We start from the raw sequence: 17,065 nt of genomic DNA, 5'->3' as shown, positions 1-17,065 counted from the left end.
CTCCCCTAGCGGGGGAACGCGTCGACCGGCGAGCGGACAGGGTCGATGTCGTAGCCGAAGTAGCGGGGCCCCGCGAGCTCGATGCCGCCCGGGCTATGCCACCGCTCGTCGGCCGGCGCGGAGACCACGCGCACCCGCTGGCCGAAGCGCAGCGTCTCCGTCGTGATCGGCTCGCCCGTCTCGCTGTCGAGCACCATGATGAGGTCCGGCGTCGAGGCGACCGGCACCCCGTCGATCGACGCGAGCAGCATCTCGTTCTGGAACCCGAGCACGATCTCGCGGCCGGCGTCGGCGCCCGTGCCCTGGATCCGGGCCTCGCCCCGCGCGAACCCCGCGACGGTGCGCCGCGCGACGTCCACGACCTTGCCGCCCAGCAGCACCGCCCCGCCCAGCCGCGCGGCCACCGCCTCGACCGGGTCGACGAGCGCGTCGCGCGCCTCCTCCACGAGCGTGCCGAGCTCGTGGCAGAGCGACAGCGTGTGCGGCACGAACGACGCCTTGACCTGCGCGCCCGTCATGGCGTAGTTCGACATGATCATCGAGCTGCCCATCTGCACCGCCACCGGCCGCGTGAGGCGCTCGGCCCACGCGTTGTCGATGGTGTCGACGACGCCCGTGTTGCCCTTCTCGTCGGCGAAGGACATGGGGGTGGCGCGGATCCCGTCGATGGTGGGGATCACCATCTGGATCTCGGGGAACGCCCGCCCCATCCCGTCGCCGTCCACGATCGGCAGGCCCATGCGCGCGGCCGCGACCATCGGGATGGTGGAGTTCGCGCCGCCCACCTCGATGCACGCGACGTGCGTGGGCGTCACGCCGAGGTAGCGCGCGAGCGAGAGGATCGCCCCCTGCAGCTGCTCGACCGTGGGCAGCTTCTCCACCATCACGGTGGGCGCGCCCATCATCGCGACGGGGATCACGACGGCGTCGTCCGGCAGGTCGAACGGGTCGGCGAGCGGGATGGGGCCGAGCTCCTTGATCGCCTCGCCCGCGAGCAGCCGGCCGATGTACGGGTCGCCGCCGCCGCCCGTGCCGAGGATCGCCGCGCCGCGCGCGATGGCGGGCAGGTGCTCGAGCCGGATCTCGGTGAGCCGGGTGCGGGACGCGGTCGTGTCAGACATGCGCGGCCTTCCTGATGTCGAGGTCGCCGACGGCCTTGGCGCGGATGCGGATCGCGTTGCCGGGCAGGTACGGGATGGGGAGCTCGTCGAAGTCGACGATCTCCACCGTCGAGGGGGAGGCGCCCGCGGCGACCGCGCGCTCCACGGCCTCCTGCCGGGCGTCGTCGAGGGCCTGCTGGCGGGATCCCTCGCTCACGCTGTAGACGCGGTCGAGCTCGCCGGAGACCTGCGCGATGGCCGCGCCGACCGCGTTCGCCACGGCGAAGTTCTCCGGCCGATGCACCCGGCCGAGGCCCTCGAGCTCCTCCGGCAGCAGGATCGACCCGCCGCCGACCGCCACGACGGGCAGCGGGGCGGACGACGTGCGCATCCGCTCCACGACGTCCGCGACGCGCATCGCGATGGTGTCGAGCGCGCGCCGGACGAGCTGCGGCGAGAGGTGCGCCACGCATGCCGGGTCGCCCACGTCGACCATGCCGGCCGCGACCGCGATGTCCGTGGTCGTGAGGGTGTCGCCGCCGAAGACGAGCGCGCGGCGGCCGAGCTCGTAGCCGACGGAGTCGGGGCCGACCAGGTCGCCGTCGCCGCGCACCAGGGATCCGCCGCCGATGCCGATGGAGAGCACGTCCGGCATGCGGAAGTTCGTGCGGACGCCGGCCACGCTGATCTCCGCCGTCGCCTCGCGCGGGAACCCGCTCGCCAGGACGCCGACGTCGCTCGTGGTGCCGCCGATGTCGACGACCGCGCACGTGCCGAGGCCGGAGAGCAGCGCCGCGCCGCGCATCGAGTTGGTGGGGCCGGAGGCGAAGGTCGCGACCGGGTAGCGGCGCGCGAAGTCCACGCCCATGAGCGTGCCGTCGTTCTGCGACAGGTAGAGGGGAGCGGTGATCCCGTGCCCGCGCACCGCCTGCTCGAGCCCGCCGACGATCTGGTCGGCCAGCTCCCGCAGCGACGCGTTGATGATGGTCGCGTTCTCCCGCTCCAGCAGGCCGATGCGGCCGATCTCGTGCGAGAGCGAGATGGCGACGTCCGGCCCCAGCTCGGCCGCGAGCACCGCGGCCGCCTCGACCTCGAACTCGCTGTTCACGGGCGCGAAGACGCTGGAGATCGCGACGGACCGGAGCCCGCGTGCGGCGATGTCGGCCGCGTGCCGCTTGAGCTCGTCGTGGTCGAGCGGGGCGATGACCCGCCCGTCGAACTCGTGGCCGCCGTGCGCCAGGTAGCCCGTGCCGCGCACCGCCGCCACGAGCTCCTCGGGCCAGTCGACGAAGGGCGGCAGCGAGGCCGTGGCCGGCAGCGCGAGCCGCACGGCGGCCGTGGGCGCGAGCCGCCTGGCCTCGACGAGCGCGTTGATGAAGTGGGTCGTGCCGATCATCACGCCGTCGATGTCGGCGGGGTCGAACGGGTGCTGCCGGTCGAGCTCCGCGAGCGCGCCCACGATGCCGCTCGTCACGTCCTGCGTGGTCGAGGACTTGATCCCGACGACCACGCGGTCGCCGTCCATGAGCACGGCGTCCGTGTTGGTGCCGCCGACGTCGATGCCGATCCTCATCGGGCCGCCACCTTCCCTGCCGTGGCCGCGTCCGGCGCCGCGACGCCGTGCGCGGGCTGGTCGGCCGTCTCCGTGCGCACCTCGCCGACGCCGCGGATCAGCCCCGCCTTGCCGAGCACCGCGTAGAGCACGAACGCCGTGATGACGGCGTTGAGGCTGCCGAGGCCGAAGGTCGCGTAGTAGCCGACGAGCGCCGACACGACCCAGATCGCGAGGCTCACGGGCACCCAGCGCGGGGCGCTCGCCGGCAGGGCGCCGGCCTCGCGCGACGCGTCGAGCGCCGGCCGCCAGTTCCTGACCACGAAGTACTCGGCGATCATGATCCCCACGATGGGCGGGAAGGCCACACCCAGCAGGATCAGGAACTGCGTGAACTGCCCGAGGATCCCGGCCGCCGCGAGCACCGACCCGATCACGCCGACGACCACCGTGACGAGCGCCCGGTTGACCCGCCGCCCGAACACCGTGTCGATGAAGTTCACGATGCCGAGGCCCGACGAGTACAGGTTCCAGTCGTTGATCTTGATGGTGCCCAGCAGGATCACGAGCACGCCGACCCAGCCGACCGACGACAGGATGATGGCCGAGACGTCGGCCGTGCGCACCGCGTGCGCGAGCAGCACGCCGGAGAGGCCCGTGAGGTACTCGCCGACCGTGATGCTCACGACCGTCTGCTTCACGACGTCCGCGGCCGACCGGTTGTACCGGGTCTGGTCGGGCGAGATGAGCGCGCCGACGATGAAGCCGCCGGCCACGATCGAGGCGCCCGCGATGATCGACATCTGCGGCCCGGGCGCCGGCTGCGTCACGAGCTCCGAGATGTCGTGCTTCTGCAGCTCGATGACGACGGCCCAGCCCACCAGCAGCAGGAAGAGGGGAACGGCGACGTTCGCGACCCACTGCATCCCGTGGAAGCCGAGCATCACGACCGCCGTGATGATGAGGCCGAACGCGAGCGACCAGGCCCACACCGGCAGCCACGGCATGATCGAGTTCAGGCCGGAGGCGGAGACGCCCGACTGGATACCGAACCAGCCGATGAGGCTGATGCCGATGGCCAGGCCGATGAGCGCCGACCCGTTGTGGCCGAATCCGGTCCAGCGCGACAGGATCGAGGTGTTCAGCCCCTCGCGCTGCCCGATGAGGCCCGTGAAGATGCAGACGACCTCGAGGATGACGGCGCCGATGGTGATCGCCAAGAAGGCATCCCAGAAGCTCATGCTGAAGCCGAGCGTGGCGGCGACGACGAAGGCGCTCAGCGCGGAGAGCTGGCCGACGCGCTGCGTGGCGATCTGGAACCAGTGGTAGCGCGCCTCCTGCGGGACCCGCGCGAGCGCGTAGTCGTCGGGTGCGGTGGATGCCATGGGGAGTCTCCTCGGGTGTGGCGACGGGTTGACACAGCGTAGGGATCCGCCCGCGGAGGGCACCATGTGCAGAGTGTCGTGTCGGGGGCGTGAAGCGGGGCGGAGTGCTGGGGGAGGGTCTCGGCGAGGTCCCGGCGGCTCGACGAGAGTGGACGACCTGATGACATCGGATCGACCACGCGACCCCGAGGCGTGGGAGCCGCCCGGCTTCGGCCCGGCGCTCCTCGGGCATCTCGTCCTCGGAGCCGTCAAGGCGCCGGTCGTGCTCGTGCTCCTCTGGCTCGCGACTCTCCTGCCGGGCGTCCCGTCGCGGGGAGCGGGTGACCTGGTGGCGCTCGTCGCCGTGGCCGTCGGCATCGGCGCGCTGATCGAGGTCCTGGTCGAGGATCCCTTCGCCCGGCGGCGGAAGCTCTCGTCGCCGGGCGGCTGGGACTTCGCGCTCGTGCCCCCGCTCGTCGCGCTTGTCGCGGTGGTGGCCCTCGGCTGGCTCATGAGCGGCTCGTTCGTGATGGGCGCGGCGATCGGAGCGGCGTGGGCGCTCATCGAGGCCGCGGAGATCGCCTGGTCGCGCCCGTGGGAGCCCGGCATGACGCAGGACGAGTTCGACGCGAAGTACGCCGAGCTGAAGGACATGACCCGCGAGACCTTCGCGCCTGACGTGGAGGAGATCCGCCGCCGAGCCGGGGAACGATCCATGCGGAGGTACCGCGACGTGATCGAGCGGAAGCGCCGGGAGGCGGGTGGGGACGGGGGCCCGCGCTGATGCCGTGCACCGGCGCGGAACCGCTCAGAGGCCGCGCGGCCCCCATGCCTCGGCCAGCAGCTCGTAGGAGCGGACCCGGGCGGCGTGATCGTGGGCGGTCGTCGTGATCAGCAGCTCGTCGGCACCCGTGACGCGCCGGAGCGTCTCCAGCTCCCGCACGACCGTCGCGGGATCCCCGACGATGCGCGTGTCGAGGCGGTCCTGCACCTGCGCGAGCTCCGCGGTGTCGAGCGGTGCGGCGGCCTCGTCGTCGGGGGCGGGGTAGGGGATGGCGCCGCGACCCGAGCGGATCGAGAGCACCCAGCGCGCGAAGCCCGAGGCGAGGCGTCGGGCCTCCGCGTCGGTGTCGGCCACGAGCACGTCGGCCGAGACGATCACGTGCGGGGCCGCGAGCACGCCCGGGACGAAGTGCTCCCGGTAGGCCGTGACCGCGTCCAGGACGCCCCACGGGGTCGAGTGGTAGTTGGCGCCGAAGGGGAGGCCGCGGGATCCGGCGACGCGGGCGCTCTCGCCGGCGGACGACCCGTGGATCCACACCTCGACCGCGGACCCGTCCGACGGGGGAGCCGCGACCGGCCCGATCTCCGGATCCGCGTACGTCCCGTCGAGGAAGGCGAGCAGGTCGTCCACGGTCTCGCCGAAGGGCGCGATCTCGGTGTCGCCGCGACGGAGGAGCCGGGCCTGCAGCTGCGCCCTGGACCGGTCCTTGAACATCACGGCGCGTGCGGGCACCAGGAGTCCGTCGACGACGCGGGCCTCGGCGTCGGCATCGGCTCCCGCCCCCGCCGGTCGCTTCGGCGGCATCGGGCTGCGGCCGAGCCCGAGGTCGAACCGCGGCCCGTAGAGCCCCGTGACGGTGCCGAACGCCTCGGCCACCTGCAGCGCGCTGTGGTTGCCGATGAGGGTCGCCGCCGAGCCGACCCGGATGGAGCGGGTCGCCGCGGCGACCGCCGCCAGCATCGCGTGCGGGCTGGATCCCGCGAGCCCGGGGTTCATGTGGTGCTCGGCGAGCCAGTACCGCGCGTAGCCGGCCGCCTCCGCGCGCACGGACAGGTCGACGCTGTCGCGGAGGGCCTCGGCGGACGACGATCCGGCGGAGACGGGGACCAGGTCGAGGACGGAGAGCGGGGCGCGGTGTGAGACGGATGCACTCATCGCGCACCCGCTGCCACCAGGTCGAGGCTCGGGCTCGGGGTGTCGAGGTTCTGGTCGCGCATGCTCGGGGCTCCTCTCGGTGGTGATGTCGACGCCGATCCGTTGCGGCCGAGCGGCTCCTCATTCTCGGTCGCGGTGACGGATCCCGAGCAGGCTGTCCACCGCGAGGGGCCGCGCTGCGGCCGCGTTCACGAGCTGCGAGGGAGAAGGCGCTGCAGGTGCTCGCGCAGAGCGGGATCGACGATGTGCACGAATGTGCCGCGGATCCCACGCGTCATGAGCACCGCGTAGACGTTGCTGATGAGCAGGCGCAGGTCGTCGTCGGAGAAGGTGATGCCGAGCGTCGGGTTGTTCTCCTGGCCCTTCTTGTCGAAGTAGGAGTCCCGATCCATGAACAGGCGGCCGGCCTCGGGGTCGTAGCGGAGATCCGGGCCGATGATCACGCCGGCGTAGTTGAGGTCGTAGCCCTGCACCGTGTGTATCGACCCCACTTCCTCCAGCGCATTCGCCGACGCGATCCAGTCGCGCTGGGTGCTGTTCCATCGCGCACGGTATGCACCGATCTCGATGTCGAACGCCTGGGGGTCCTTCTTCGACACCCACTCCCACGCGTAGCCCGCGACCATGCGCGCGAGCCCGTGCTCCCGATCGCGGTCGCGGATGGCAGCGTGCATGTCCCTCGCATCGTCGAACACGCGGAACTCGTATTCGCCGAGAGCATCCGCGGTCAGCGGATTCTCCGGAGTCGGACTCGGCGTCGCGCCGAGGACGCGGCGGATGTACCCGATGTAATCCGTCCCCGCTCTCACACGCATCTGCGACATGAGCGGCTGCCAGCGTCGATCGCGTCGTGCCTCCGTGATGACGCCCTCGATGGTGGCCGCGCCGAGGTCGGCGGGCCTGACGCTCTGCGCGGGGTCGATCATGAGGATCTGGTGGGTGCTCTTCGCTCGGATCCAGTCGAGCTGCGTCTTCTGCTTGTCGTCTTCCCCGAAGAGGGCGACCGTGATGTCCTCGAACTTGCGGTTCAGCGGCCCTGACGCCTGGTTCGCCCGGCGGTTCAGGCGATGCGCCTCATCGACGATCAGGAGGTCGAAGCGTCCGGCGCTCTCGCCGACCTGGAAGGGCGTCAGGACCTCGACGCCCTGCAATCCGGGGGTCCGGGTGAACACCTTCTTGACGCTCTCGCGCAGGGACTGCTGCGGGATGACGAGCCCGGTGCGCATCCACTTGAGCGCTTTGCGATTCTCGCCGAGGAAGAAGTCGGCGAACAGGGAATCGCTGTCGAGCGCGTCGTCGACCGGGAGCCGACCGACGTCCGCGATCAGCTTGAGCAGGTAGATCCCCACCACGGTCTTGCCGGTGCCGGGCTCGCCCTGGATCACCGTCGTGCTCCCGATCCCCGTCTTGCGGTCCGCGACGAGCCCTTCAAGGACCTGCTCCACCGCGACCTCCTGGTCGGGGGAGAGCGCCTTGAAGGGGGACAGCTTGAAGAGGTCGCCGTTCTCGATCTCCGCGATGGAGCGGTGGAAGAGCCCTTCGGCTCGGAGCTTCTCGAAGACCCGCTCGAATTCTGCGGTGTAGGTGACGCGGTCGTAGTAGTCCGCGTTGGTGATGCCGATGTTCCGATTCAGGAGGGTGTACACGCCTTCGCCGGAGAAGAGGTTGATGAGCCGCGACTCGAAGTCGAGGCACACGGACTTGTTGAAGTTCTCGCCGACGACCACCCGGGCGGTCGCGAGATGACCGCGTGCGTCGGACTTGAGGTGCTGGGCGAGGCGTGCGGCAGCCCGCAGCGATTCCCCTACGTAGAGATCGTCTGGTGCGCGACCTCTCGCCCGCTTCCCTGCGGGCGGCCCGTCGAGGACGTAGACCACCGGCCAGTTCGAGTTACGTGGGTGCTCAGCTCCCCATCGTGCGACCGCGTCGCTGGATAGCGCGACGTGACGGACGTCAAAGTGCGTCATACCGGGTGCTGCGTCCGCGGGCTTTCTCGACGGGGTACTTCGTCCGCGTGACGGCCAGCTTGGCCTGCACGATCTCGTCGGGATCGAGGCCCAGCCGTTCGGCGAGCAGCAGGCAGTATGTGAGGACGTCGGCCAGCTCGGCCTTCACCTGCTCGGGGTCGCCGGCGGCATCCCACTGGTAGCACTCCAGCAGCTCGCCCGCCTCGATGGCGATGCTCTTCGCGAGGTTCTCCGGTGTGTGGAACTGCGCCCAGTCCCGCTCGGCGACGAACGCCGCGAGCTCGTCGCGCACGTCTCGGCTGGCCATGCGGTCACGGTAGCAGGCAGGCTGCAGGCCCGAAATGGGGGCAGGTGGTACTCCATTACGACGCATGGACGCCCGTATCGTCTTGATCACCGAGACGAGGGAGTCCCCATGGAATTCGCCGAACGACTGGCCGCCCTGGCCCTGAAGGTGCGCAACCAGCGCGACGCCATCCAGACGGAGGAGGCGACGAAGAACGCGTTCATCATGCCGTTCATCTCCACGATCCTCGGATACGACGTCTTCAATCCGCTCGAGGTGGTCCCCGAGTTCACGGCGGACCTCGGCCTCAAGAAGGGCGAGAAGATCGACTACGCGATCATGCGCGACGGCGAGGTGCAGATCCTCATCGAGTGCAAGAAGTCGACGGAGCCGCTCAAGATCGAGCACGCCTCGCAGCTGTTCCGCTACTTCGCCGTGACGAACGCGCGGATCGCCGTGCTCACGAACGGCGAGACGTACCACTTCTACACGGACCTCGATGCGCCGAACCGCATGGACGATAAGCCGTTCCTCGTGCTCGACCTCGCCGACATCGACGAGACGCTGCTGCCCGAGCTGATGAAGCTCACGAAGGACGTCTTCGACCTCGATTCCATCATCAGCGCCGCGGGCGAGCTCAAGTACGTCGGTGCGCTGAAGCGGGCCATCGCCGCCGAGTTCCGCGAGCCGACCCCGGAATGGGTGAAGCTCCTCACCCGCCGCGTGTACGAGGGCTCGTTCACGGAGAAGGTGCGCGACCAGTTCACGACCCTCGTGGGCAAGGCGTCCAAGCAGTACCTCAACGAGCAGGTGAACGACCGTCTGAAGACCGCGCTCGGTGCGCCCGCGTTCCCCTCGGCGCCGACCGCGGCATCGGCCGACGTGATCACCAGCGAGGAGGTCGTGGAGGCGGACCTCGATCGCGACACCGAGATCGAGACGACGCTCGAGGAACTCGAGGGCTACCAGATCGTCAAGGCCATCGCCTGCAGCGAGGTGAAGCCGCAGCGCGTGGTGCACCGCGACGCGAAGTCGTACCTCGCGATCCTGCTCGACGACAACAACCGCAAGCCCATCGCGCGCCTCCACTTCAACGGCAAGAAGCAGAAGTACCTCGGGCTATTCGACGCGCACAAGGTCGAGACGCGCCACCCGATCGGATCGCTCGACGAGATCTACGCGCACGCGGACACGATTCGCGAGGCCATCCGCATCCACGCGGGGGAGCCGGTCGGCGCCTAGCGCGGAGCGCTCACCCGAGCAGCGCCCGCGCCACCCGCGGGAACTCCACCGCCACCGCCTCCCAGAGGATCTCCTGATCCGTCCCGGCGTAGTCGTGCGCGATGAAGTTCCGCACCGCGCGGATGCCGTTCCAATTGACCTCCGGGTGCGCCTCGCGGAACGAGGGCGGCAACCGCGCCGCCGCGGTGGAGAGATCCACCACCAGCGAGCACGCGATCCGCCGCTGCTCGTCGTCGTCGGGGTCGGTGAATCGGGCGTGTCCGCGTTCCGCCACTCGTCGTGCGGAAGCCGCGAAGCGCGCGATGTCGGCGAGCAGTGCGGGGACCCGTTCCTCGTCGAGCATCAGAGGGCGACGGCCTCGGCGCGGATGCGGTCCATGACCGGCCCCGTGCCTCGATCGGAGACGACGTCGACGTGGATCCCGAGCAGCTCGGTGACCTCTGCCATGAACCCCGCCACGTCGAATATGGACGCGTCCGGCTTCGGGTGCACGAGGAGATCGACGTCGGACCCCGCTGTGGCGTCCCCCCGTGCGACGGATCCGAACACGCGGACGTCGTCCACCCGGCAGCGGGCCGCGACCTCGAGGATCCGCTCTCGCGACGCCCGCACCCGCTCGAGCGACGGGATCCGCAGCACCGCGCCCAGCCGCTCGAGCGTCTCGGGGGTCGGCTGTCGGCGACCGCTCTCGTACGCCGCGATGTTCGGCTGCGGCACGCCGGTCGCCGCGGCGAGCTCGCGCTGCGAGAGCGCGGACTCCCGGCGCAGCCGACGCAGCTCCTCGCCGACGGACGGATCGCTCATGGCCGTGATGATAGCGGGTCGATATCGCGAAACGGAGGGTGCCCCTGGAGGGACTCGAACCCCCAACCCTTTCCTTAGGACGGAACTGCTCTTCCATTGAGCTACAGAGGCTGACCGGCCCATGGTAGCGGCAGCGGGGGGCTCCCGCCGAGGTCGAGCCCTCCGGCGACGAGCCCGAGCCCGACCGCCGCCGCGCCCCGCAGATCCGGCCCCGCGCGGCCCCGCCTGCCGGTTTCCCCACCCGCCGCGTCGTACTGTTGCCGGGTGTGGCGTGCCAATGAACGATCCGACGACGACGACGACCTGCTCTCCGGGTTCGCCGCCGAGCCTCTTGAGGACCCCCACGTGAATGCTTCCCACAACAGCACCAGCCCCCATGACCTGCGGGTCGGCGACGTGCAGCTCGGCAGCGGCAACGTGGCCGAGCCCCGCTGGCGCGAGTGGCGCGAGCAGCTGGCCGGCATCGGCGGCACCTCTCCTCTCCTGCACTTCGTGGACGCGCCCGGCTCCCGCATCGAGCTGAGCACCACGCACCCGGGCGGCCTGGCGCAGTTCATCACGGGCAAGACGACGCTGCTGTCCTCTCTCATCCGCGACGACCTCGCGCTCCGCAGCGCCCGCAAGGCCGCGAACCGCATCACCCAGAAGGGCATCGAGCTGGTCTCGGCCCGCGGCATCGAGTCGATCCACCTGGCCATCGGCCTCGCCGAGTGGCGCTTCGCCGACGAGCAGTTCCGCGCGCCCGTGCTCCTGCGCCCGCTCGCGATCCGCCGCCACGGCAGCGACTACGAGGTGCGCCTCAAGGGCCAGCCGTTCCTCAACCCGGCGCTCGCCCGGGCGCTCGAGGAGCAGTTCCAGATCACGCTCGACGCCGAGTCGTTCGTCGCGCTCGCCGTGCAGAACGGCGCGTTCAAGCCCCAGCCGGTCATCGACCGCCTGCGCGGCCTCACCTCGCACCTGCCCGCGTTCGCCGTGCAGCCGCGCCTCGTCGTCTCCTCCTTCGCGGAGGTGGGCCAGGCGCTCGCCGAGGACGCCGAGCACCTCGACCACCTCGTCATCGACGCCATCGCGGGCAACCCCACCGCGAAGTGGGGCGTGGGCGAGGCGTACGCGCCCGTGGATCCGATCCCGCAGGACCAGCGCCCGCCCGTCACCGACACCCTGCTGCTCGACGCGGATCCCGAGCAGGAGTACGTCATCGCGCAGATCAACGCGGGCAACTCGCTCGTGGTGACCACGCTCCCGGGCACCGGCGGCACGCAGACCATCGTCAACTCGATCGGCTGCCTGGTCGCGCAGAACAAGCGCGTGCTCGTCGTGAGCCCGCGCGCCTCCTCGCTCAAGGGCATCGGGCAGCGGCTCGCCGACGTGGGGCTGCCGGGCCTCGCGGTCGCGCCGAAGTCGCTGAAGCGGGACGTCGTGCAGTCCATCGTCCGCAACGAGAAGGCCGCGCCCGCGCAGACCGCCGAGGTCGACGACGCGCTCGTGCGCCTGCGCCACGTGCTCCTCGACTACCGCTTCGCGCTCGGCCGTCCGGACAAGGACCTCGGCGTCTCCGTGCTCGACGCGCTCGGCGAGCTGTCCCGCCTGGCGCTCCTGCCGGATCCGCCGGCCACCACCGCGCGCCTCACCCGCGACGCCGTCGTCGCGATCGCGCACGACCGCGCGAGCGCCGCAGCCTCCCTCGTCAAAGCCGCGAGCCTCGGCGAGTTCCGCTACGGCCCGGGCGACTCGCCCTGGTACGGCGCCACGTTCTCCACGAGCGCCGCCGCGACCCACGCGCACGACCTCGCGAAGTCGCTCTCCGCCGACGGCCTGCCGCGCCTGCTCGAGCGCGCCGACGAGCTCATCGGCCAGACGCGCATGCGGGCATACACGTCCATCGACGAGCTCGGCGTGTACCTTCGCCTCCTCCTCGACGTGCGCGAGACGCTCGACAAGTTCCAGCCCGTGGTGTTCGACCGGTCGCTCAGCGAGATCATCGCGGCGACCGGATCACGCCGCGACGCCCCCGAGATGACGAGCATCACCCGCCGTCGCCTCCGCAAGCTCGCGCGCGAGTACGTGCGCCCCGGCGTCCACATCTCCGACATGCACGAGAGCCTCAAGGCCATCCAGAAGCAGCGGATCCTGTGGCAGCGCTACGTCGCGGTCGGCTCGACCCCCGAGGTCCCGCGCGGCATCTCCGACGTGCACGTGCGCTACCAGGAGGTCGCCGCCGACCTCAAGGTGCTCGACGAGCCGCTGAGCATGCTCACCCGTCCCACCCCGCTCGGCAAGCTCCCCATCGCCGAGCTGCGCGAGAAGGTCGCCCAGCTCGCCGAGGACAGCGAGGTGCTCCAGAACCTGCAGGAGCGCACCTCTCTCCTGGCGGAGCTCCGTCGCCTCGACCTGGATCCGCTGCTCCGCGACCTCTCCGACCGGCACGTGCCGCAGGAGGCCGTCGCCGCCGAGCTCGAGCTCGCCTGGTGGCAGTCCGTGCTCGAGCAGATGCTCGCGGGCGACAAGGCGCTCCTCAACGCGAACACGAGCGTGCTGGACCGCCTCGAGTCCGACTTCCGCCTCGTCGACGAGGCGCACGCCACCGCCAGCGCGGGCCTCCTGGCCTGGCAGCTCGCGGAGACGTGGAAGATAGGCGTGGTCGACTGGCCCGAGGAGGCGCACCACCTGCGTCAACTGCTCGGCGGATCCGCCCCCGTCGACGCCGCGGCCCTCCACCACTCCGCGCCCCACCTCTCCCGCACCATCGCGCCGGTCTGGCTCGCGTCGCCCTACGAGGTGCCCGCGATCACCGACGAGATGCCGTTCGACGCCGTGTTCCTCGTGGACGCCGGCGCCATGACGCTCGCGGAGGCGCTCGGCGGCATCCGGCGCGGCAAGCAGACCGTCGTGTTCGGGGATCCCGTCACGCAGACGCCGTCGCCGTTCACCATCGCGGTCGTCCCGCAGCCCGAGCGCTCGACGCCCCAGCTCGCGGACGACGACTCGACGCTCGAGGAGCGTCACGCCGACTCCGCTCTCGCGCGCCTCGGCGAGCTGCTGCCCACCCTCTCCCTCACGCGCAGCTACCGCGCGGGCGGCGAGGACCTGGCCGAGCTCGTCAACCGCCGCTTCTACGGAGGCCGGATCCAGTCGCTCCCGTGGGCGGGCACGTTCCTCGGCCACGGCAGCCTGTCGCTCGACTTCGTCGCCGACGGCCACGGCATGCCCGACGAGGACACCGGCGCCGTCGAGAGCGTCGACGCCGAGGTGATCCGCGTCGTGGAGCTCGTGCTCGACCACGCGAGCCACCGCCCGCGCGAGTCCCTCATGGTCATCACCGCGAGCGCCCGCCACGCCGTGCGCGTGCAGCAGGCCGTGCTCCACGCGGCGGCCAAGCGCAGCGACGTCACCGAGTTCTTCATCGGCGACCGCGCCGAGCCGTTCATGGTCGCGACGCTCGAGCAGTGCGTCGCGCAGAGCCGCGACCGCGTGATCTTCTCGGTCGGCTACGGCCGCACCCCGCACGGCCGCGTGCTGTCGAACTTCGGCGCCCTCGCGGCGCCCGGCGGGGAGCGCCTGCTCGCCGTCGCCATGACGCGCGCCCGCCGCTCGATGGTGGTCGTCTCCTGCTTCCAGCCGTCGGACATCGACCAGGACCGGATGAAGCACGGCATCGTCGCGCTCGCCCAGATCCTCTCCGAGGCGGAGGCCCGCTTCAGGGAGGACCCGATCCCGGACGACGGCGACGCCATGCTCGTCGACCTCGCCCGCCGCCTCGAGGGGCTCGGGCTCGCGCCCGCCCTCGGGCACCGCGACAAGCTCGGGCTCGTCGCCTCCTACGGCGGCCGGGCCATCGCGATCGAGACGGATCCGGTCGTCAACCAGACGAGCCTCCGCGAGTCGCTGCGGCTGCGTCCCGAGATGCTCAAGCGCCTCGGCTGGCACTACCTCCGCGTGCACTCCTTCGAGCTGTTCGCGGATCCGGACGCCATCGCCCGTCGCATCGCCACCGCCCTCGGTGCGATCTCGGACGCGCATCCGGTCACCGCGCCCGTGCAGGTCCAGGCCGGCGCGCACCGGGCGGACTGATGCCGGAGCGCGACGCGTCGGACGCCGGGCCGGCGGCCGACACGACGGGGGAGCGCCGCCCGGCCCGCCGGTCGCGACGCGCGTCGACGCCGCCCGTGCCCGGATCCGACCCCACGCCGCAGTCCGCCGCCCGAGCTCCCGCGGTGCCCGCCGCCGAGGACGCCCCGCAGGGCTGGGGCGACGCACCCGCCGCCTCCGACGCGAACGACGACCGCCTCCGGCTCGACCGCCCACCCCACTGGGGCTGACGGGTCGACGCCGGAGGCGGTCGGGTAGCGCGGGTGGAGCGCTAGGTCGGCTTCCCGGGCTCCGCCACGTGCTGGCCGGTGGACGACGCGATCGTGTGCGCGCCCTCGGGCGACGGCCGCCCGGCGAGCAGGTCGCGGATCTCGATGAGCAGCTCGGCCTCGGTCGGCGGCACGTCCTTGGGCGTCGCCTCCTCGGCGGCCTTCTGCTTCGCGAACGCGACCTTCTTGAGGTGGTTCACGGGCAGCACGAGCGCGAAGTAGACGACCGCGGCGACGATGAGGAAGTTGATCAGCGCGGCGAGCACGGCTCCGAAGAGAAGGGTGGATGTCTCGCCGTTCGCCGTCGGGATCTCGACCTTGAAGGCGTCGGCGAGCGTCGACGCGTTAAAGAGCGCCGCGATCAGCGGGTTGAAGACGGACGTGACGATGGCCGTCACGATCGCGGTGAACGCGGCGCCGATGACGACCGCGACCGCGAGGTCGATGACGTTGCCGCGGAGGATGAACTCCTTGAAGCCCTTCATGGGTGCTCCTGTCTGGCGGGCCGCCCGATCAGGTGGACGGCGAGGACGGACCGGAGCCCGAGGACGCGGGACCGGAGGGGGTGCTGGGGGTCACGGTACCGGAGCCCTGGCCGACGGTGCCGGATCCGGACGACCCGGAGGAGTCCGACGATCCGGATGACGAAGACGAGGACGAGGAGCCCGACGATCCGGATGACGAAGAGTCCGACGCCCCCGATCCGGACGACTTCGCCGACCCCGACGACGACCGCGACCGCTTGGCCGCGTCCTCGGTGCGCGAGTCGTTGCGGTAGAAGCCGCTGCCGGTGAAGCTCACGCCGACCGCGGCGAACAGCTTGCGGAGCTTGCCGCCGCACACGGGGCACTCGGTGAGGGAGTCGTCGGTGAACGCCTGGACGATGTCGAAGGCGTTGCCGCACACCGTGCAGCGGTAGGAGTACGTGGGCATGGGTCCCTAGAAGGAGTGGATGAGGGTCGGGGTCACGATGCCGTCGACCGGCATGTCGTGCTTCTCCCGCGGGAGCTCGTCGACGAACTCGGCGTCGAACACCACAGCGTAGACCGGGGGGCAGGCCTCCATGGATCCGAGGGTCTTGTCGAAGTAGCCGCGGCCCCATCCCATGCGCATCCCGCCCTGGTCGACCGCCGCGGCGGGCACGACGATGAGGTCGACGTCGTTGATGGCGATCGGTCCGAGCAGCTCGCCCACCGGCTCCGGCAGGCCGAAGAGGCCCTCGGTCTCCGTGCCGTCGCTCACGACCCAGTCGAGCAGGCCGTCGTTGCGCGACACCGGCAGGAGCACCTGCCGGTCGTTCGCGTGCAGCCACTGGAGGAACGGCCGCGTGGTGGGCTCGTCGACCGTGGACAGGTAGCAGGCGACCCGGCTCGCGTCGTGGTTCGCCACGAGCTCGGTCAACCGGCTCGTCAGCCCGTGCGCCGCCTCGTCGCGCTCCGTCGAGGTCATCTGCCGACGACGCTCCCGCAGCTGGGCGCGCAGCGCCCTCTTCTCGTTCCCGACATCGCTCGGCATGGTTCGAGTCTAGGTATGTTCGCCCGCTACGCTCGATCGCATGGTCACCCACATCACTAAGGCCGTCATCCCCGCCGCGGGACTCGGAACGCGATTCCTTCCCGCGACGAAGGCGATGCCGAAGGAGATGCTGCCGGTCGTCGACCGCCCGGCCATCCAGTACGTGGTGGAGGAGGCCGTGGGAGCGGGACTGCACGACGTCCTCATGATCACGGGCCGCAACAAGACCGCCCTCGAGAACCACTTCGACCGCAACGCCGAGCTCGAGGCCACCCTCCAGCTCAAGGGCGACGACGCGAAGCTCCGCAAGGTCAACGAGTCCACCGACCTCGCCGACATGCACTACGTCCGCCAGGGCGACCCCAAGGGCCTCGGCCACGCGGTGCTCCGCGCCGAGATGCACGTGGGCCGCGAGCCGTTCGCCGTGCTCCTCGGCGACGACATCATCGACAAGCGCGACGTGCTCCTGTCCCGCATGATCGAGGTCCAGCTCCAGCGCGGCTGCTCCGTCGTCGCGCTGCTCGAGGTCGATCCCTCGCAGACGCACCTCTACGGCGTCGCCACGGTCGAGGAGACCGACGATGACGACGTCGTGCGCATCACCGGCATGGTCGAGAAGCCCGCCGCCGGCACCGCGCCCTCCAACCTCGCGATCATCGGCCGCTACGTGCTGCGCCCCGAGGTCTTCGACGTGCTGCACAAGACGGAGCCCGGCAAGGGCGGCGAGATCCAGCTCACCGACGCGCTCGAGAAGATGGCCGCCGCACCCGAGTGGACCGGCGGCGTCTACGGCGTCGTGTTCCGCGGCCGCCGCTACGACACGGGCGACCGGCTCGACTACCTGAAGGCCATCGTCCAGCTCGGCGTCGACCACGAGGACCTCGGCGAGGGCCTGCGCGAGTGGCTGCCCGAGTTCGTCAAGACGCTCGAGCGCTGAT

The 17,065-nt window shown here is 71.0% G+C and carries 16 protein-coding genes and 1 tRNA gene; 5 read left to right on the top strand and 12 right to left on the bottom strand.

Features of this window, described 5'->3' with window-relative positions:
• Window positions 1–5: 5 nt before the first annotated feature.
• The 3 genes from JOE38_RS07630 to JOE38_RS07620 are packed head-to-tail and all read right to left on the bottom strand — an operon-like array spanning window position 6 to window position 4,037.
• The gene (locus JOE38_RS07630) at window positions 6–1,121 is read right to left on the bottom strand and encodes a DUF917 domain-containing protein (RefSeq protein WP_204575594.1); all 1,116 of its coding nucleotides are present in this window, start codon (window positions 1,119–1,121) and stop codon (window positions 6–8) included.
• The gene (locus JOE38_RS07625; RefSeq protein ID WP_204575593.1) at window positions 1,114–2,673 is read right to left on the bottom strand and encodes a hydantoinase/oxoprolinase N-terminal domain-containing protein; all 1,560 of its coding nucleotides are present in this window, start codon (window positions 2,671–2,673) and stop codon (window positions 1,114–1,116) included. Before JOE38_RS07625 ends, JOE38_RS07630 begins: the two co-directional genes overlap by 8 nt.
• Window positions 2,670–4,037, bottom strand: a complete 1,368-nt coding sequence (locus JOE38_RS07620) for a purine-cytosine permease family protein (protein WP_204575592.1) — start codon at window positions 4,035–4,037, stop codon at window positions 2,670–2,672. Before JOE38_RS07620 ends, JOE38_RS07625 begins: the two co-directional genes overlap by 4 nt.
• A 160-nt stretch (window positions 4,038–4,197) precedes the next feature.
• On the opposite strand from JOE38_RS07620, the gene JOE38_RS07615 reads away from it, so the two are divergent.
• Window positions 4,198–4,800 carry a hypothetical protein gene (locus JOE38_RS07615; RefSeq protein ID WP_204575591.1) on the top strand — a complete coding sequence of 201 codons (603 nt, stop codon included), beginning with the start codon at window positions 4,198–4,200 and terminating at the stop codon, window positions 4,798–4,800.
• Window positions 4,801–4,824: 24 nt separating this feature from the next.
• On the opposite strand, the gene JOE38_RS07610 is transcribed toward JOE38_RS07615, so the two are convergent.
• The 3 genes from JOE38_RS07610 to JOE38_RS07600 form a co-directional block, all read right to left on the bottom strand.
• Complete coding sequence (locus JOE38_RS07610; RefSeq protein WP_204575590.1) at window positions 4,825–5,955, bottom strand: LLM class flavin-dependent oxidoreductase; 1,131 nt, start codon at window positions 5,953–5,955, stop codon at window positions 4,825–4,827.
• A 188-nt stretch (window positions 5,956–6,143) separates the two neighbouring features.
• On the bottom strand, window positions 6,144–7,682 hold the full coding sequence (locus JOE38_RS07605) for a DNA/RNA helicase domain-containing protein (protein ID WP_374191160.1): 1,539 nt from the start codon (window positions 7,680–7,682) through the stop codon (window positions 6,144–6,146).
• A 226-nt stretch (window positions 7,683–7,908) separates the two neighbouring features.
• Window positions 7,909–8,229, bottom strand: coding sequence for a nucleotide pyrophosphohydrolase (locus JOE38_RS07600; RefSeq protein ID WP_204575588.1), 321 nt, complete (start codon window positions 8,227–8,229; stop codon window positions 7,909–7,911).
• Window positions 8,230–8,337: 108 nt separating this feature from the next.
• Here JOE38_RS07600 and JOE38_RS07595 point away from each other — a divergent pair, with 108 nt between their 5' ends.
• On the top strand, window positions 8,338–9,450 hold the full coding sequence (locus JOE38_RS07595; RefSeq protein WP_204575587.1) for a type I restriction endonuclease: 1,113 nt from the start codon (window positions 8,338–8,340) through the stop codon (window positions 9,448–9,450).
• Window positions 9,451–9,460: 10 nt separating this feature from the next.
• On the opposite strand, the gene JOE38_RS07590 is transcribed toward JOE38_RS07595, so the two are convergent.
• The 3 genes from JOE38_RS07590 to JOE38_RS07580 form a co-directional block, all read right to left on the bottom strand.
• Entirely contained in the window at window positions 9,461–9,793 is a 333-nt protein-coding gene (locus JOE38_RS07590; protein WP_043583298.1) for a HepT-like ribonuclease domain-containing protein, read from the bottom strand.
• Complete coding sequence (locus tag JOE38_RS07585; RefSeq protein ID WP_043583301.1) at window positions 9,793–10,254, bottom strand: XRE family transcriptional regulator; 462 nt, start codon at window positions 10,252–10,254, stop codon at window positions 9,793–9,795. The genes JOE38_RS07590 and JOE38_RS07585 overlap by 1 nt, the downstream gene beginning before the upstream one ends.
• 39 nt (window positions 10,255–10,293) lie before the next feature.
• Window positions 10,294–10,365, bottom strand: a tRNA-Arg gene (locus JOE38_RS07580).
• 234 nt (window positions 10,366–10,599) lie between these two features.
• Between JOE38_RS07580 and JOE38_RS07575 the strand changes: the two genes are divergently transcribed.
• Window positions 10,600–14,325 (top strand): DUF4011 domain-containing protein, encoded by a 3,726-nt coding sequence (locus JOE38_RS07575; protein WP_204575586.1) that lies wholly within the window; start codon window positions 10,600–10,602, stop codon window positions 14,323–14,325.
• Window positions 14,325–14,573: a hypothetical protein gene (locus JOE38_RS07570; protein WP_204575585.1), complete on the top strand. Its 249-nt coding sequence runs from the start codon at window positions 14,325–14,327 to the stop codon at window positions 14,571–14,573. Before JOE38_RS07575 ends, JOE38_RS07570 begins: the two co-directional genes overlap by 1 nt.
• A 41-nt stretch (window positions 14,574–14,614) precedes the next feature.
• Here the strand turns inward: JOE38_RS07570 and mscL are convergent, their stop codons facing one another.
• From mscL to JOE38_RS07555, 3 genes are read right to left on the bottom strand one after another with little or no spacing between them, the layout of a single operon-like run.
• Window positions 14,615–15,097, bottom strand: a complete 483-nt coding sequence (gene mscL, locus JOE38_RS07565) for a large conductance mechanosensitive channel protein MscL (protein WP_204575584.1) — start codon at window positions 15,095–15,097, stop codon at window positions 14,615–14,617.
• 28 nt (window positions 15,098–15,125) lie between these two features.
• On the bottom strand, window positions 15,126–15,545 hold the full coding sequence (locus JOE38_RS07560; protein WP_204575583.1) for an FmdB family zinc ribbon protein: 420 nt from the start codon (window positions 15,543–15,545) through the stop codon (window positions 15,126–15,128).
• A gap of 6 nt (window positions 15,546–15,551) precedes the next feature.
• Window positions 15,552–16,127: a 5-formyltetrahydrofolate cyclo-ligase gene (locus JOE38_RS07555; RefSeq protein ID WP_204575582.1), complete on the bottom strand. Its 576-nt coding sequence runs from the start codon at window positions 16,125–16,127 to the stop codon at window positions 15,552–15,554.
• A 40-nt stretch (window positions 16,128–16,167) separates the two neighbouring features.
• On the opposite strand from JOE38_RS07555, the gene galU reads away from it, so the two are divergent.
• The gene (gene galU / locus JOE38_RS07550) at window positions 16,168–17,064 is read left to right on the top strand and encodes a UTP--glucose-1-phosphate uridylyltransferase GalU (protein WP_012039135.1); all 897 of its coding nucleotides are present in this window, start codon (window positions 16,168–16,170) and stop codon (window positions 17,062–17,064) included.
• Window position 17,065: the final 1 nt, after the last annotated feature.

The sequence above is a fragment of the Clavibacter michiganensis genome, assembly GCF_016907085.1.
Lineage (GTDB): Bacteria > Actinomycetota > Actinomycetes > Actinomycetales > Microbacteriaceae > Clavibacter > Clavibacter michiganensis_O.
The sequence above is the reverse complement of the archived record's forward strand: the minus strand, read 5'-3'. Positions and strand labels throughout refer to the sequence as shown.

Coding starts and splice junctions, on each gene's coding strand:
- JOE38_RS07595 (WP_204575587.1), top strand. CDS start 8,338: ATGGAATTCGCCGAACGACTGGCCGCCCTGGCCCTGAAGGTGCGCAAC.
- JOE38_RS07630 (WP_204575594.1), bottom strand. CDS start 1,121: ATGTCTGACACGACCGCGTCCCGCACCCGGCTCACCGAGATCCGGCTC.
- JOE38_RS07610 (WP_204575590.1), bottom strand. CDS start 5,955: ATGAGTGCATCCGTCTCACACCGCGCCCCGCTCTCCGTCCTCGACCTG.
- JOE38_RS07615 (WP_204575591.1), top strand. CDS start 4,198: ATGACATCGGATCGACCACGCGACCCCGAGGCGTGGGAGCCGCCCGGC.
- JOE38_RS07585 (WP_043583301.1), bottom strand. CDS start 10,254: ATGAGCGATCCGTCCGTCGGCGAGGAGCTGCGTCGGCTGCGCCGGGAG.
- JOE38_RS07570 (WP_204575585.1), top strand. CDS start 14,325: ATGCCGGAGCGCGACGCGTCGGACGCCGGGCCGGCGGCCGACACGACG.
- JOE38_RS07560 (WP_204575583.1), bottom strand. CDS start 15,545: ATGCCCACGTACTCCTACCGCTGCACGGTGTGCGGCAACGCCTTCGAC.
- galU (WP_012039135.1), top strand. CDS start 16,168: ATGGTCACCCACATCACTAAGGCCGTCATCCCCGCCGCGGGACTCGGA.
- JOE38_RS07620 (WP_204575592.1), bottom strand. CDS start 4,037: ATGGCATCCACCGCACCCGACGACTACGCGCTCGCGCGGGTCCCGCAG.
- JOE38_RS07555 (WP_204575582.1), bottom strand. CDS start 16,127: ATGCCGAGCGATGTCGGGAACGAGAAGAGGGCGCTGCGCGCCCAGCTG.
- mscL (WP_204575584.1), bottom strand. CDS start 15,097: ATGAAGGGCTTCAAGGAGTTCATCCTCCGCGGCAACGTCATCGACCTC.
- JOE38_RS07590 (WP_043583298.1), bottom strand. CDS start 9,793: ATGCTCGACGAGGAACGGGTCCCCGCACTGCTCGCCGACATCGCGCGC.
- JOE38_RS07600 (WP_204575588.1), bottom strand. CDS start 8,229: ATGGCCAGCCGAGACGTGCGCGACGAGCTCGCGGCGTTCGTCGCCGAG.
- JOE38_RS07625 (WP_204575593.1), bottom strand. CDS start 2,673: ATGAGGATCGGCATCGACGTCGGCGGCACCAACACGGACGCCGTGCTC.